Origin of the sequence: Microbacterium amylolyticum, from assembly GCF_011046975.1 — a bacterium.
GTDB lineage: Bacteria > Actinomycetota > Actinomycetes > Actinomycetales > Microbacteriaceae > Microbacterium > Microbacterium amylolyticum.
Window position 1 is genome coordinate 1,086,418 of the sequence record NZ_CP049253.1, and the last position, 13,971, is coordinate 1,100,388.

General features: G+C 64.6%; 14 protein-coding genes. 4 read left to right on the plus strand and 10 right to left on the minus strand.

Annotated elements, in window-relative coordinates:
• Positions 1–131: 131 nt before the first annotated feature.
• From groES to G6N81_RS05270, 4 genes are all read left to right on the plus strand, one after another.
• Positions 132–428, plus strand: coding sequence for a co-chaperone GroES (gene groES, locus G6N81_RS05255; RefSeq protein ID WP_165134053.1), 297 nt, complete (start codon positions 132–134; stop codon positions 426–428).
• A gap of 88 nt (positions 429–516) precedes the next feature.
• Positions 517–1,611 (plus strand): mechanosensitive ion channel family protein, encoded by a 1,095-nt coding sequence (locus G6N81_RS05260; RefSeq protein WP_165134056.1) that lies wholly within the window; start codon positions 517–519, stop codon positions 1,609–1,611.
• A 57-nt stretch (positions 1,612–1,668) separates the two neighbouring features.
• The gene (locus G6N81_RS05265; RefSeq protein WP_378731545.1) at positions 1,669–2,307 is read left to right on the plus strand and encodes an EamA family transporter; all 639 of its coding nucleotides are present in this window, start codon (positions 1,669–1,671) and stop codon (positions 2,305–2,307) included.
• Positions 2,308–2,406: 99 nt separating this feature from the next.
• Positions 2,407–3,729, plus strand: a complete 1,323-nt coding sequence (locus G6N81_RS05270; RefSeq protein ID WP_165134059.1) for an ABC transporter substrate-binding protein — start codon at positions 2,407–2,409, stop codon at positions 3,727–3,729.
• Between the two features lie 80 nt (positions 3,730–3,809).
• On the opposite strand, the gene G6N81_RS05275 is transcribed toward G6N81_RS05270, so the two are convergent.
• The 10 genes from G6N81_RS05275 to G6N81_RS05320 form a co-directional block, all read right to left on the minus strand.
• A complete protein-coding gene (locus G6N81_RS05275; protein ID WP_165134062.1) occupies positions 3,810–4,250 on the minus strand; it encodes a hypothetical protein in 441 nt (146 codons plus the stop codon).
• Positions 4,250–5,323 (minus strand): tRNA (adenosine(37)-N6)-threonylcarbamoyltransferase complex transferase subunit TsaD, encoded by a 1,074-nt coding sequence (gene tsaD, locus G6N81_RS05280; protein ID WP_165134065.1) that lies wholly within the window; start codon positions 5,321–5,323, stop codon positions 4,250–4,252. Before tsaD ends, G6N81_RS05275 begins: the two co-directional genes overlap by 1 nt.
• Complete coding sequence (rimI, locus tag G6N81_RS05285; protein WP_165134068.1) at positions 5,320–5,820, minus strand: ribosomal protein S18-alanine N-acetyltransferase; 501 nt, start codon at positions 5,818–5,820, stop codon at positions 5,320–5,322. The genes tsaD and rimI overlap by 4 nt, the downstream gene beginning before the upstream one ends.
• Complete coding sequence (tsaB, locus tag G6N81_RS05290; RefSeq protein WP_165134071.1) at positions 5,817–6,437, minus strand: tRNA (adenosine(37)-N6)-threonylcarbamoyltransferase complex dimerization subunit type 1 TsaB; 621 nt, start codon at positions 6,435–6,437, stop codon at positions 5,817–5,819. Before tsaB ends, rimI begins: the two co-directional genes overlap by 4 nt.
• A gap of 50 nt (positions 6,438–6,487) precedes the next feature.
• Positions 6,488–6,952 (minus strand): tRNA (adenosine(37)-N6)-threonylcarbamoyltransferase complex ATPase subunit type 1 TsaE, encoded by a 465-nt coding sequence (gene tsaE / locus G6N81_RS05295; RefSeq protein WP_378731552.1) that lies wholly within the window; start codon positions 6,950–6,952, stop codon positions 6,488–6,490.
• A gap of 94 nt (positions 6,953–7,046) precedes the next feature.
• The gene (gene alr, locus G6N81_RS05300; protein WP_206527905.1) at positions 7,047–8,171 is read right to left on the minus strand and encodes an alanine racemase; all 1,125 of its coding nucleotides are present in this window, start codon (positions 8,169–8,171) and stop codon (positions 7,047–7,049) included.
• Positions 8,168–8,524 carry a holo-ACP synthase gene (locus tag G6N81_RS05305; RefSeq protein ID WP_165134092.1) on the minus strand — a complete coding sequence of 119 codons (357 nt, stop codon included), beginning with the start codon at positions 8,522–8,524 and terminating at the stop codon, positions 8,168–8,170. The genes alr and G6N81_RS05305 overlap by 4 nt, the downstream gene beginning before the upstream one ends.
• Positions 8,525–8,645: 121 nt before the next feature.
• Complete coding sequence (gene glmS / locus G6N81_RS05310; RefSeq protein ID WP_165134095.1) at positions 8,646–10,499, minus strand: glutamine--fructose-6-phosphate transaminase (isomerizing); 1,854 nt, start codon at positions 10,497–10,499, stop codon at positions 8,646–8,648.
• A 101-nt stretch (positions 10,500–10,600) separates the two neighbouring features.
• Positions 10,601–12,202, minus strand: coding sequence for a helix-turn-helix transcriptional regulator (locus tag G6N81_RS05315; RefSeq protein ID WP_165134098.1), 1,602 nt, complete (start codon positions 12,200–12,202; stop codon positions 10,601–10,603).
• 115 nt (positions 12,203–12,317) lie between these two features.
• Positions 12,318–13,907 carry a substrate-binding domain-containing protein gene (locus tag G6N81_RS05320; RefSeq protein ID WP_165134101.1) on the minus strand — a complete coding sequence of 530 codons (1,590 nt, stop codon included), beginning with the start codon at positions 13,905–13,907 and terminating at the stop codon, positions 12,318–12,320.
• Between the last annotated feature and the right edge of the window lie 64 nt (positions 13,908–13,971).

Genomic DNA, 13,971 nt, shown 5'->3' on the forward strand with positions numbered 1-13,971 from the left:
GTGACGCACGCCTGAAGTTGGCACTCACGTTGCGAGAGTGCCAATCTGCGCCCTACACTTGCGGTTAGCACTCTCGGGGTGAGAGTGCGAACACACGTCTTCTCAAGGACATTCGAAAGCAGAGGTGAACCGTGTCGGTTTCCATCAAGCCGCTCGAGGACCGCATCGTCATCAAGCAGGTCGAGGCAGAGCAGACCACGGCCAGCGGTCTGGTTATCCCTGACACCGCCAAGGAGAAGCCCCAGGAGGGCGAGGTCGTGGCTGTGGGTCCGGGTCGTATCGACGACAACGGCAACCGCGTCCCCGTGGACGTCGCTGTCGGTGACCGCGTCCTGTACAGCAAGTACGGCGGGACCGAGGTCAAGTTCGGTGCGGACGAGTACCTCGTGCTCTCGGCTCGCGACGTGCTCGCGGTCGTCGAGCGCTGAGGCTCAGACCCTCGCACTTTCTGAGAACCCCGGAGGCACGCGCCTCCGGGGTTCTTCTGTTGCATCGACCCGATCTACTGTGGGGCGTATGACGGAAGAGTTCGAAAACGACGTGACACACCTCGCGGAAACCGTTGCGGCCAGCCCGCTGCTGGCATGGCTCTGGGTTGCCATCGCGGCCGCCGGCGCCGTTGCCATCGGATTCGTCGCTTCCTGGTTGTTTCGCACCGTCGCCGGATCGCTGCATCGACGCCACCTGATCTTCGGCGAACTGCGCACACGTTTCCCGAAGCCGATCTTCTGGCTCGTCACGGTTCTCCTCTGGCGCACCGCTGTCCCGCCTTTCTTCCCCGAAGGGTTGGCGGAGCTCCAAGCCGGCGTCCGCTACGGCCTGACGCTCAGCCTCATCGGCGTCGTCGGGTGGATCATCGCGAAGATCCTCATCCTCCTCATCGACAGTGCCATGGTGCGGCAGGACGCCTCGGCTGTCGACAACTTCACGCTGCGCCGCCGGAAAACGCAGATCAAGATGATCCGCCGCCTGGTGATCGCGGTCGTCGCGGTTCTCACCGTCGGCGCCATGCTTCTCACAATCGACGGCGCCGAGACCTTCGGTGCTTCTCTGTTCGCATCGGCCGGAGTCGCATCAATCGTCGCCGGCCTCGCCGCCCAATCCACACTCGGCAACCTCGTCGCCGGCCTACAGCTGACGTTCTCCAACGCCCTCAAAGTGGGCGACACCCTCGAAGTCGGTGATGAATTCGGAACCGTCGAGGAGATCACCCTCACCTACGTCGTCGTGCAGATTTGGGACGATCGGCGCCTCGTCCTGCCGTCGACGCACTTCACGACAACGCCCTACATCAACTGGACACGCAGCCAAACAGCTCTGACCGGAACCGTTTTTCTGCAGGCTGACTACTCGATCAACGTCGAAGCCATTCGTGCTGAGCTCGCGCTGATCCTTGACGACTCCCCCGAATGGGATCGCCGAAGCTGGGGACTCATCGTCTCCGACGCACAGCGCGGCGTCGCCGAACTGCGCGCCACTATGACGGCCGCAAACGGCGACGACCTGTGGGCACTCCGGTGTCAGGTCCGCGAAAAGCTCGTAGCCTTCATCGCCACCCAGCGACCGCAGGAACTCACCCACACGCGCATCGAGACGCTGCCGCACAGTTGACGGGATTCGATCGTTCAGCGGCGTAAACATGCCCTTTCCCGGGCGTAGTCTGACGCGGTGACGACCCACTCGACCCCCGTAGTGGACACCAGCGACCTGTCGACGCAGACGCGCCTCGGCGTCGGCTACGGCTTTGCCGCCTACGCCCTCTGGGGCCTGCTCCCGCTGTACTTCGTCGCCCTCGCGCCAACGGGCCCCTGGGAGACCCTCGGCTGGCGTGTTGTGCTCTCGCTGGTGTTCTGCGCTGTGCTGCTCACGGTCACACGGAGCTGGCTCCTTGTCCTCGCCGTCTTCCGATCACCCCGGCTGCTGATGTGGACGCTCGTCGCCGGCATCCTCATCTACGCGAACTGGCAAGGATTCCTCTTCGCCGCCCAGACCGGGCACGTTCTCGAAGCCAGCCTCGGATACTTCATCAACCCGATCGCCACGATTCTGCTCGCCGTCGTGTTTCTTCACGAACGCCTGCGACCACTGCAGTGGGTCGCCGTCGGCGTTGCCGCCATTCGCGGCACCTCTTTTGCAGTTCATGACCGGAGCGTTTCTTCTTCACGAGGAGATGCCACCGGAACGATGGGCGGGATTCATCATCGTGTGGATCGCCTGCATCATCCTGATCGTCGACATGTCCCGACAGGCCAGACAGACGCGCATCGCCGCACGTTAACAAATCCGAACTCCGTCGTTCGAGCCTGAAAACATCCTGGAAACAATGCGTCGGTACGTTCGCGCCAAACCCGCGGCGTTCAGTTGACACCCCACCGGCCCGCGGACAGACGAAAGGACGGAACCAGCATGGTTCGATCCCGCAAGCTCGCCTCTGTCGCTGCGGTCACCGGCGTTGCCGCGCTCGTACTCGCCGGATGCAGCACCAGCGATGACGCGCCCGCAACAGGCGATGGCACCGACACCACGGCAGACGCGGAAGACGACGCCGCCGACAGCTTCCCCGAGTTGCCAGCGCCGAAAGCCTTCGACCCCGAGGAATACACCCTCACCCTCGGAACGGCGCTTCCGCAAACGGGTGACCTCGCATTCCTCGGCCCGCCTGAGGAAGCCGGCGTCGCCTACGCACAGCACCTCATCAACGAGTACAGCGCAGAGTCCGGCCTCACGGTCGACATCGAATGGGGCGACTCGGGCGACCTCACCAACCGCGCGTTCGAGACCGAGGTGCCCCGCCTGCTCAACGCCGACGTCTCGGCGATCATCGGAGCGGCATCATCCGGTGTCTCGTTGCAGTTCATCGACGAGGTCATTGGTGCTGACACGATCCTGTTCTCGCCCGCGAACACCTCGGATGAGTTCACATCGCGTGCCGACGAGCTGTACTTCCGCACCGCGCCCAGCGACGTTCTCCAGGGTGCCGTCCACGGCAACATGATCGCCGGCGACGGGCATCAGACGCTCGGACTGATCGTGCTCAACGACTCGTACGGAACGGGCCTCGCCCGCTACGTCACAGAAGCTTTCGAAGGCGCCGGCGGCGAGGTTGTCGCCAGCCCCACCTTCAACGCGGGTGACACAACGTTCAACGCGCAGATCTCCGAAGTCCTGGCAGAAGACCCCGACGCGATCTCGATCATCGCCTTCGACCAGACGAAGACGATCCTCCCGAACCTCGTTGATGAGGGCTACCCCGTCGAGCAGATGTACCTCGTCGACGGCAACCTCGCCGACTACTCGGCAGACTTCGAAGACGGACTCCTCACGGGCATGAAGGGCACCTACCCCGGCCCCACACCGCAGCAGGTGCAGGACTGGGTCGACGCCCTGACCGCCTTCCTCGAGGATGAGGGAACCGACCCTCTCACCGACTACACCTACGGCCCCGAGTCGTACGATGCCGTCAACCTGCTCGCGCTCGCCTCACTGCGCATGCAGTCTGTCGACGCACACGACATCGCCGACGCGCTCTACGAGGTCTCGGGCGGAACCGGCGACGGTGAGACCTGCACAACCTTCGCGGACTGCGCAGACATCATCATCGGCGGCGGCGTCGCCAACTACAACGGCATCTCCAGCAACATCGCCTTCGACCGGGTCGGCGACCCCACCGAGGGCACGATCAACATCTACGTCTACCAGGACGACAACACCTACGTGCCCGTGAGCTGATCACGACACGTCACGCGGCAACGCTCCGGTCTTCCGCACAGAGGACCGGAGCGTTGCCGCGTGCGCCCTGCGCAACGCGGCTACAGAACCGGGTCGATCGCCCCGAGTTGCGGCAGCATCCACAACAGCCAGTAGGCGCTGAAAGCGATAGCCGTCATCCCGAGCGCAATACCGCTCCAGCACCAGCGCCGACGCTCCGTCGGACGGAGCAGCGCAACGATCCCGAGAACGATTCCGACAGCCGCCGGAGCGGCGCCCCACGGGCCGAACCAGGAAATGATGAGTCCAACGGCAGACCACCACAGGGCAGCAACGCCCAGCCGAGTGACAACCTCTCGCCGATCACGGCGGGTGAGCGGGCTATGGGCAACGGCAGGATCAATCCACCCGAACGTGTCCGAGGCGATAACCGACAGGGAGCCGGTCGCGACCTCCTGAAGCCGCCGCTCCTCCTCCGTAGGTTGGCGCGGGGAGACCTGGGGCTCGTCGGCCCCATCGTTCTCGATCTCCCGCGCCGGCATCACGCCGTCCCCTGCCCCGCCTCGGCGACCTGAATCTCTGTCACAGGAAGCGTGGAATCTGCGCCGAAGCCCAGAGTCGACGGCTGGCGTCCGCTCGCAATCAGCTGCGCCGCCAGCGCCGCGATCATCGCGCCGTTGTCCGTGCACAAGCTCAGCGGTGGAATCCGCACCTCAACGCCGCGGGCCGCGGCACGGGAAAGCGCAACCTCCCGCAGGCGTGCGTTGGCGATCACGCCGCCGCCTAACAACAGACGGGGAACGCCGCGCTCCTGGCAGGCATCGAGTGTCTTCGTGACAAGAACATCAACAACAGCCTCGCGAAAGCTGGCCGCAACATCGGCCAGAGGAAGGTCCTCCCCCGAATCCTGGTGCTGTTCCACCCACCGCGCCACCGAGGTCTTCAGACCCGAGAAGGAGAAGTCCCAACGATGCTTCTCGAGGTCGCTCTTCCGACTCAGACCGCGAGGAAAGCGAATCGCCCGCGGGTCGCCGCCCTCTGCCGCGCGATCAATCTGCGGACCGCCCGGATACGGCAGACCGAGCAGGCGCGCGACCTTGTCAAAGGCCTCCCCCGCGGCATCGTCCACCGTCTCGCCCAGTAGCTCGACGTCGGTTGTCAGATCGCGCACGTGCAGAAGCGATGTATGCCCGCCGGAGACGAGCAGCGCGATCGTCGGATACTCGATCCGTTCCGAGTCGGGCGCAACAATATCTGCGGCGATATGCCCGACGAGGTGGTTCACAGCGTACAGCGGCTTCTCCAGCGACAGCGCGAGCGCCTTGGCGGCTCCCACTCCCACCATCAGTGCCCCAGCGAGCCCAGGGCCACTCGTGACCGCAACCGCGTCAAGATCCGCCAGGCTCACGCCCGCGTCGGCCACAGCTCTCTCGATGGTCGGTTGCAGCGCCTCCAAATGCGCACGCGCAGCGACCTCGGGAACAACACCTCCGAAGCGCGCGTGCTCGTCCATGCTGGAAGCGATCGTGTTCGACAGCAACGTGCGGCCGCGAACGATCCCGATTCCGGTTTCATCGCAGCTCGTCTCAATGCCCAGGACGAGGGGCTCGTTCATGAGCAGGCTCCCTGTTCTTTCTGGTTCGCTGCCTGCGCGCCCCGCCATGACGCAATGTCGAGTCGCATGACCACCGCATCAACATCGTCGGGCTGGTAATAACGCGGGCGCCGTCCGAGTTCTGTGAACCCCTCGGATACATACAGTGCATGGGCGACCGCGTTGTCGGCCCGCACATCGAGGAACACCTCGCGGGCACGACGCGCATCGGCCTCCTCGAGAAGAGTGCGAAGAAGCGCCCGACCCTGGCCACGGCCACGGGCTGCGTCGGACACTGCGATCGTCTGCACGTCCGCGTCCTTGCCACCGGGGAGGTGGCGCAGGCCCGCGTACCCGAGCACATGGTTGCCCTGTTCCAGAACAAAATAGCGACCGTGCGCAATGTTCTCGAGCTCGGCACGCATCAGCGACTCGCTCCACGCATCCGCCGGAAAGCTCGCCTGTTCGATCGCCATGATCGCGCCCACATCGGCGATCGTCGCCACACGAATCGTCATGTCGACACCCGCTTCGCCGCGCCCGGCGCCGTCACATCGGGTGCCCTCAGGTACAGGGGCTCCATCGCGGCGTCGACGCGGCCGGCGCTGATCATCCGCGCGGCAATCCGGCCGATCGCCCCCGCCGAGATCCGCGTGGTGATGCCTGCCCCTGATGCGCTCGCCGGTGTTTGGGCGCTCGGCACGAGGTGCGGTTCCGTCACGCGAATCGGCAGGCCATCGCCATCACGGCCGCCATACACCGTCACGGCATGCTCGCGGCGGCGCGCATCAGTGACAACCGTGACGTCGTCCGAGCCGCCCTCCATCGCGTCGAGCGCCGGACCGTCGTGGCTGACAACGGGGACGACACTCAGCCCGCGGCCAACAGCGAACGCGCGGGCAGCGGCAATTCCGATGCGCAGGCCCGTAAAAGGACCGGGTCCCATCCCCGCGGCAACCGCGGTCACATCGCGGGCGGTGACCCCCGCCTCCGCAAGCGCCTGCGCGATGAGCGTTCCAACCACCTCGGCGTGACCGCGAGTTCCCTCGCTGTCTGCCTGCGCAGCAACGACACCGGTCGCCGAATCGACGACGGCAACAGAGGTGCCGAGGGAGGAGTCAATCGCGAGAATCATCGATATCACAGTAGCCATGCTCAGCTAGGAAACGCCTGGCTGGGAGGCGTTCAGGGGAACTTCGTGATCGACACGATGCGGTCGGCGTCACGGTCCAGGTTCTCAGGGTCGTCCGCGGCGCCCACCGGTCGCTCGATCTCGATGTCCCACCAGGAGTCCGCGATGGATTCCACCTTGCCGCGCCCCCACTCGATGATCGTCACGGCCGCCTCCAGATCGAGGTCGAGGTCCTCCAGCTCCGCGGCATCCCCGAGGCGATACGCATCAGCGTGGATAAGAGGCGCTGCGCCGACGAGCGAAGGGTGGGTGCGGGCGATAACGAAGGTGGGACTCTGCACGGGCCCCCGAACGCCAAGCCCCTCCGCGATTCCGCGGGTCAACGTGGTCTTCCCCGCGCCCAACGGGCCGGTGAGGACAAGGAGGTCCCCTGCCCGCAGCCCGCCGCCGATCGCGCGGCCGAGTTCCTCCATCGCGGCGCTCGTAGCGACGCGCCGCCGACCGATCAGTTCGTTCATCCCCATGGTTCCCCGCTCCCCTTCTCCCCGAGCGCCCCTTTTCATGATTTCTGGCACGATTCGGCCCCGGTCCGGGGCCGAATCGTGCCAGAAATCATGAATTGACGGTGCGGGTGACGCGCGCGCCGATGCGCGTGACGATCTCGTAGTTGATCGTTCCTGCCGCTTCCGCCCAGTCACTCGCTGATGGTGCACCCGTTGTCGGATCTCCGAACAGCACCGCCTGGTCACCGACACGCACCGGTGTGTCTCCGACATCGACAATGAATTGGTCCATTGCCACGCGCCCCGCCACCGTGAACCGGCGCCCGCCGATGCGCACCGGCCCAACGCCGGAGGCCTGCCGCGGCACACCATCGGCATACCCCAGAGGAACCAGCGCGAACGTCGTCTCACGCTCCGACCGGTACTCGTATCCGTAGGAGGCGCCGTGTCCCGGGCCGACGCGACGCACGGCGGCAACACGTGCCCGCAACGTCATTGCCGGACGAAGGCCGAGCTGAGCGGATGAACGATCCTCAAACGGCGATAGCCCGTAGATCCCAATGCCCGCCCGCACCGCGTCAAAGCGCGCCTCCGGTAGCGCGATGGCCGCCGCCGTTGCGGCGAGGTGACGAAGACGTGGCTGCAGCCCGGCGTCATCGGCCTCGGCAAGCGCCCGCTCGAATTCGGCCACCTGATCGCGGTCATCGGCCATGCTCGTGCCGGACAGGTGACTGAAGATGCCCTCGATCACAATGCGGCCCGCGGCTGCCAGACGCGCCGCCTCCGCAAACACCGCGGCGCGATCAGCGGGTGCGACGCCGTTGCGCCCCAGCCCCGTTTCGACCTTGATGTGGACAAGCGCCGGCTGCGTCTGCGCGTGTTCGGCGATCCGCAGCAGCTGATCGAGACTCGACACCCCGAGCTCGATTCCCTGAGCGATGGCGGGTCCGAAGGCGGTGTCCGGCGCATGCAGCCACGCAATAATCGGCGCATCAATTCCGGCGTCTCGCAGTCTCAGCGCCTCAGGGATTTCGGCAACGCCGATGCGCGTCGCCCCGCCGGCAATCGCGCCGCGCGCAGCCGTGACGGCACCGTGTCCGTATCCGTCAGCCTTCACAACGGCGATGAACTCGGTGGTCTTCGCCGCGGCTCGGAGCTGACGGACGTTGTGCTCGATCGCGCCGCGGTTGATGACCGCCTCGCGCATGATGCCGCGCGGCAACGAACCGGTCATGAGCCCTCCAGAACGACATAGGCCAGCGCAAGCCCGCCATCGTGTGACAGCGAGAGGTGGGTCTGTGTCACGCCCCGTTCTGCGAGAGTGCGGGCGGTTTCCCCGTCAACAACATACGACGGCGCCTGCCGCTCACCGAGCCGCGGCACCTCGATCTCTTGCCAGAACACGCCCTCTGAGCCGCCGAGCGCTTTGATCAGCGCTTCTTTTGCGGCGTAGCGGGCGGCGAGGGAGCGCAGCGGGAGCTCGCGCTCGTGAGGAGTGAACAGGCGCTCCATGAGGCGGGGGGAACGGGCGATCTGTCCCTCGAATCGCTCGATGTTGACCATGTCCACGCCAATTCCGACGATCATGATGCCCCTCTCCCGGCACGCCGACGATACTCCGCCCCGCGGTGATCCGAAAAGCCTGCTCCTCACGGCCCCGGACCGTTCACCTGTTCGGAGAGCGATCCGGATGCAAGACGAGAACCGTTTACTCGACGGTGACGGACTTGGCCAGGTTGCGCGGCTGATCCACGTCGAGACCCTTCGCCGTGGCAAGGCCCATGGCGTAGATGTGCAGCGGGACGACCGCGAGCAGCGGCTCGAACAGCGGTGCGGCCAGCGGAATGCGCAGGACCTCGTCGGCGTGGGGCAGAACCGCCGAGTCGCCCTGTTCGGCGATGGCGATCACACGGGCGCCGCGTGCGCGGATCTCCTCGATGTTCGAGACGACCTTGGCGTGCATCGTGGCGGAACCGCGCGGCGAAGGCACGACGACGAAAACGGGCTGGCCGGGCTCGATCAGCGCAATGGGACCGTGCTTGAGCTCGCCGGCGGCGAAGCCCTCGGCGTGGATGTAGGAGATTTCTTTCAGCTTGAGCGCACCCTCGAGCGCAATCGGATACCCAACGTGGCGGCCGAGGAACAGAACCGATCGTGTGTCCGCCATCCAGCGGGCGAGCTGTTCTGTGCGCTCCTGCTCGTTGTCGAGGATCCACTGGATCTTCTCGGGCAGCGACTCCAGCTGCTCGACGGCTTCCGCACCCACCTCGGGTGCCAGCGATCCGCGAATGCGTCCAACGTGAAGAGCGAGAAGGTACAGGGCGGTGATCTGCGCGACAAAAGCCTTCGTCGAGGCCACAGCGACCTCGGGGCCGGCGTGCGTGTACACAACGGCATCGGATTCGCGGGGAATCGTCGATCCCTGCGTATTGCAGATCGACAGCGTGCGCGCGCCGAGGCGGGACGCTTCTTTAACGGCCATCAGCGTGTCCATCGTCTCACCCGACTGGCTGATCGACACAACAAGCGTCTTCGCATCGACGATGGGATCGCGATAGCGGAACTCGTGCGCGAGTTCCACATCGACGGGGATGCGCGCCCACTTCTCGATCGCGTATTTTCCGACGAGGCCGGCGTAATAGGCCGTTCCGCACGCGAGGACGATGACGCGATCAATGCCGGAGAACAGCTCGTCCATCCCCTCGAGCTCGGGAATGACGATGTCATCGCCACTGATTCTTCCGAGCACGGTCTTGGCAACGGCCTCGGGCTCTTCCGAGACCTCCTTGGCCATAAAGCTCGACCATCCGCCCTTGTCGGCGGCTGCGGAGTCCCACGACACGTCGAAGGGCGTCGCCTCGACCGGATTGCCGTCGAAGTCACTGACGACAACGGAGTTCGGAGTGATCGTGACGATCTCGTCCTGACCGATCGCGAGAGCGCTCCGCGTGTGCTCAACGAAAGCGGCAACGTCGGAGCCGAGGAAGTTCTCGCCGTCGCCGAGGCCGATCACAAGGGGCGAGTTACGTCGCGCGCCGACGACAACGCCGGGGCTGTCTTCGTGCATCGCCAGCAGCGTGAATGCGCCGTCGAGCCGGCTGACAACGGCGCGGAAGGCGGCCTCGAGGTCTCCGCCGGCCGTGCGGTACTCGCGGCCGAGCAGAACGGCTGCCACCTCGGTGTCGGTTTCGCTACGGAAGGAATACCCCTCGGCGATGAGCTCCTTCTTGAGCTCGGAAAAGTTCTCGATGATGCCGTTGTGGATCACCGCCAGGCGATCGTCATCGGCAAGGTGCGGGTGCGCGTTGTCGTCGGTCGGGCCGCCGTGCGTGGCCCAGCGTGTGTGACCGATTCCCGTTGTTCCGGCGCCGAGCGGGGCCTCGTCGAGCGACTCGCGCAGGCGGGCAAGTTTACCCGCACGCTTGCGCATCCCGAGGGTTCCCCCTTCGTCGATAACAGCGATGCCCGCGGAGTCATATCCGCGGTATTCCAGGCGCGCGAGCCCGGAGACCAGAATGCTCTGACTCTCACGGGGTCCGACGTATCCGACGATGCCACACATGCGGGCAATCCTATGTCCGCTCTGCTGACAAACGGGCGAGCGCCGCGATGTGCCCCCTCGCCGGACGATGAAAAGTGATCCGTGGAGCCGCCCTCCGCACGTCACGACGATCGCGAAGCATCATCCTCCGGCTGATAAATTCCCCGGCGGATGCCCTGAGCGACAGCATCTCTTCTCGTGTGTACCCCCAGCTTGCGATAGATGCTCCGAGTTTGGCTACGAATGGTGTTGAGCGAAACCGCCATACGGTGCGCAATCGTCGACAAGCTATCTTCCGTCACAAGCGCCGCGAAAACTGTTGTCTCCCGCGGAGTCAGATGTACGCGTTCAACGGGCGCATACGTGTTATCGCCCCTGACCGGAAAAACAACTCCCGTCAACTCGCACAGGCGCGACATGATGCGCCGTTCGACCTGCAGGAACGCGTAGGCGTTCTGAGTCAACTCGTAGTATTCGTACGCATGGGAAAAAAGTGTGCCGGCGTCGTCGATCTCCCCGAGACAATACTGAGCAGCAGCAACGACAAGGAAGGCATCCAGCATGTCACGGTGAGAGGTGTCAACGCGATAGAGCAAGGGTGCCGCCACGCGTACCGCGTCACTGTATTCCTCCGCGCGAAGATGGATGCGCGCGGCGAGCACGCGGGCGGAATCTCGACCGGGAAACTGACGGAACAACTGCATCGCCGCTTCCCCCTCCCCCATGTCCAACAACAGCTCTGCCCGCGCGCTTCCGAGTATTCCTCCCGCAAGATGATGTAGTCGCGTGCTCGCCCCGTGCTCACGAACACTGGCATCCAGCCGGGCAAGAGCTGCCGCGGGAGACCCGAACAACAGCCCGAAGCGTGCCTGTGCCGCCGCCGCGTATGGCCAAGGCTCGAACGTTCCGGAGTCACCGTCTAATGACCGCAGCGCCTCCCGCGCACCGGATTCGTCCAGAGCATCCATTGCCAAGTGCGCCGAGGCCAGTTGAGCAGGCACCATCAGCAACGGCTCCAACGTCGTCAAGGGGTCGCCACATCTCGCGACCTCTGCCAGCCAGGATTTCGCGTGTTCGCGTCGTCCTTCCAGAGCCGATAGCAATGCCGCCAACGCGGCCGCCCCCAGGCCTGCGAAGTGTCGGTAAGGGGGCTCGCCACGGGCTTCGTACGCGCATCGTGCGAGGACTGCGGCCGTTCGCATGTCGCCCTTGAGCGCGTTCGTGTACGCGCGCTGAAGCTCAAGCCAGCCCGGGCGCCGCCCACCGAGCTCCGACCACTGTTCAGAGCCGTCATTGGGCACCTCCGCAAGATATCCCGAGAGTCGCTTCGCGATGTCCTCCGCTAATCCGTAGTCGCCGCGCAAACGTGCGCCGATCAGGCCGATCACCCCTGCTTCAAGCATGTCGGACGGGTGAGAATGAGTTTCGAAATTTGCGGCGAAGCGTGCCCCGTAGTTCACGTAGAAGACCAGCAAGCCCCGCCAAGCCGTGCTTCGATCATCGTCACTGAGGTACAGGGCATGGTGCGCCGCGAGAAGGATCCTCGGATGCTTCTCCAGCATGCCTTTGGGAAGCTTCCCCGCAAATGCCAGAAGTTCGTTCCCGTACGCTGCGGGCAACTCGTACCACAGCCGATCGCTCAGCCGTTCAAGTTCCGCGACGTCGCCACGTGTCGCGGCGCGAGCGATCTCGTCCGGCCTCGCTCGTTTCGAAGTACGCGCCATTACGCCCCCGTTATTTTTCTTCTCATATCGTTGCGCGCAAATCGGTCGTCCTTCGGCCCAGGTGTTCTCTCCCACCGAGCACGTTTCGCGCGGTCCGATGTCTTCTGGTGTCGCCTTACCCGCCGCAATCTGGGCGACAGGCTCGTTGCGTCACCGCCTCCATAAGAACCTGGGCGATATCCGTTGGATGCAGTGCGTGGTAAGCAGCGCCTCCCGTTGCCTCGGCAATTTGCGTGAGAACCTGCTGATCGGTGTCGGGGCCGTATCCAACGGCGATCACCACGACGGGATTCTCGGGGTCGTGCAGGACGTGAAGTTCGTCGAGGAGCTCGGGAAGCTCCACCCCAATATGGTCTTCGTTGACGCCGTCTGTATTGAGCAGAATCAGATTCACCTTGTCAGGTTCGTAGGACTCTCGCATAAATCTCATGGCGTCCAAGACCGTGTCGTAGAGCCCCGTGCCTCCCACGACGCGGTGTTCGAGGTCGCGCGCCGTGTCGATCGTGAGTTGCCGGTGCTGCGGATCGCCAAGCGATCCGAACGAAACGATTTCTTCCCAGGGCTTGTCGCCGTCGCGCCCGCTGGAGAAAATCCACGTCGCCATATCGGTGTTGTCCGGAAGCGCGTTGACGGCAAGAACTGCGGCCTCGGAAAAGAGATCAATTCGCCGAGTATTCCCTCCCACCACATCGTTCATCGATCCCGACACATCGATGACGGACAACATTCGAGACGGCGCTGTGAGCTGGCCCCAGGTGTCGAGGACATCGATATGAGATTCGGCGCTCACCGGAACGATCACCTCGTTCTCGGCCATGTGGTGAGCCTGCCCGGACGCATCGCGGAACCCGTGCTCTGCAAGCAGCTCAGGGGACGCATGGATGGCTTCTATCAGCACCCCGAGTGCGTGGCTCGTGTCGTCGGAGACATTGTCTGCGGTAGCGAGGGGCACAGCGGACGCGGTGGAGACATCGGGATGATAAACGGAAACAAGCGGAGTAGGGGCGCCATCGGAGTATGCCCGCACCATTTGCTCCGTGGTGATGGCGATTGTCGGCCGGTCCGACTCCGAAACGGCTTCGAGCCCATCCTGCGATGCGTCCACCATATTGCTGTGAAGCCTCATGACCAGTGCGGTAAAGGCCGTGAAGTCGTCACCGACAGCGTGCTGGAGAGCAGACAGCGCCGCGACGCTCGCAGCGGCGCCAGCCGGATCCGGTAGCACAACAGAGACGATCCCATCGCTGATGCCTTGCCAAGTGACCTCCAGCGTTTCGAGGGCCATCGCGGTGGATTCCGTCCCCGCGAGCACAATCGGTGTGCTTGCCACGACGTCACGCGTGGTGACGGTGATTTCTTCCCCCGAGACATTGGCCAGTTCTTCCGCACGAAGCAGCCACAGATCCGAATCGGGGACCCACGCATCAAACTCGAGGTCTTGCCCTGCGCCAAGCCGCACCGCGGTGTGATCGCTGTCCTCCTCGACGATGTCAACGCTGATGCAGTCGTTCTCACGGACCTTCGCCGCGATGTGTTCGAGTGCGCCCGCGATCTTCGGATCTGCGACAACACGGACGCTGTCGCGGGCCTCACAGGACTCGGCCGCTGCGACTGCGCCCACCGGCTGCTCGCCGACCCCGTGTGTGAGCAGCTTGCTGACGATCACGATGGCGGCGACAACCAGCAGCACGTTGAGTGCAGTCAAGGCCGCTAACTGCAAGCGCTTACCAAAGCTCTTCGTCGGAGTTTCCGCAACTCCGGCGCCTCCG

Bases quoted from the DNA above. Each gene is read 5' to 3' on its own strand.
- tsaD (WP_165134065.1), bottom strand. From the start codon at position 5,323: ATGAACGAGCCCCTCGTCCTGGGCATTGAGACGAGCTGCGATGAAACC.
- glmS (WP_165134095.1), bottom strand. From the start codon at position 10,499: ATGTGTGGCATCGTCGGATACGTCGGACCCCGTGAGAGTCAGAGCATT.
- G6N81_RS05305 (WP_165134092.1), bottom strand. From the start codon at position 8,524: ATGATCGTCGGAATTGGCGTGGACATGGTCAACATCGAGCGATTCGAG.
- tsaE (WP_378731552.1), bottom strand. From the start codon at position 6,952: ATGAACGAACTGATCGGTCGGCGGCGCGTCGCTACGAGCGCCGCGATG.
- rimI (WP_165134068.1), bottom strand. From the start codon at position 5,820: ATGACGATTCGTGTGGCGACGATCGCCGATGTGGGCGCGATCATGGCG.
- G6N81_RS05275 (WP_165134062.1), bottom strand. From the start codon at position 4,250: ATGCCGGCGCGGGAGATCGAGAACGATGGGGCCGACGAGCCCCAGGTC.
- tsaB (WP_165134071.1), bottom strand. From the start codon at position 6,437: ATGATTCTCGCGATTGACTCCTCCCTCGGCACCTCTGTTGCCGTCGTC.
- G6N81_RS05260 (WP_165134056.1), top strand. From the start codon at position 517: ATGACGGAAGAGTTCGAAAACGACGTGACACACCTCGCGGAAACCGTT.
- alr (WP_206527905.1), bottom strand. From the start codon at position 8,171: ATGACCGGTTCGTTGCCGCGCGGCATCATGCGCGAGGCGGTCATCAAC.
- G6N81_RS05270 (WP_165134059.1), top strand. From the start codon at position 2,407: ATGGTTCGATCCCGCAAGCTCGCCTCTGTCGCTGCGGTCACCGGCGTT.
- G6N81_RS05315 (WP_165134098.1), bottom strand. From the start codon at position 12,202: ATGGCGCGTACTTCGAAACGAGCGAGGCCGGACGAGATCGCTCGCGCC.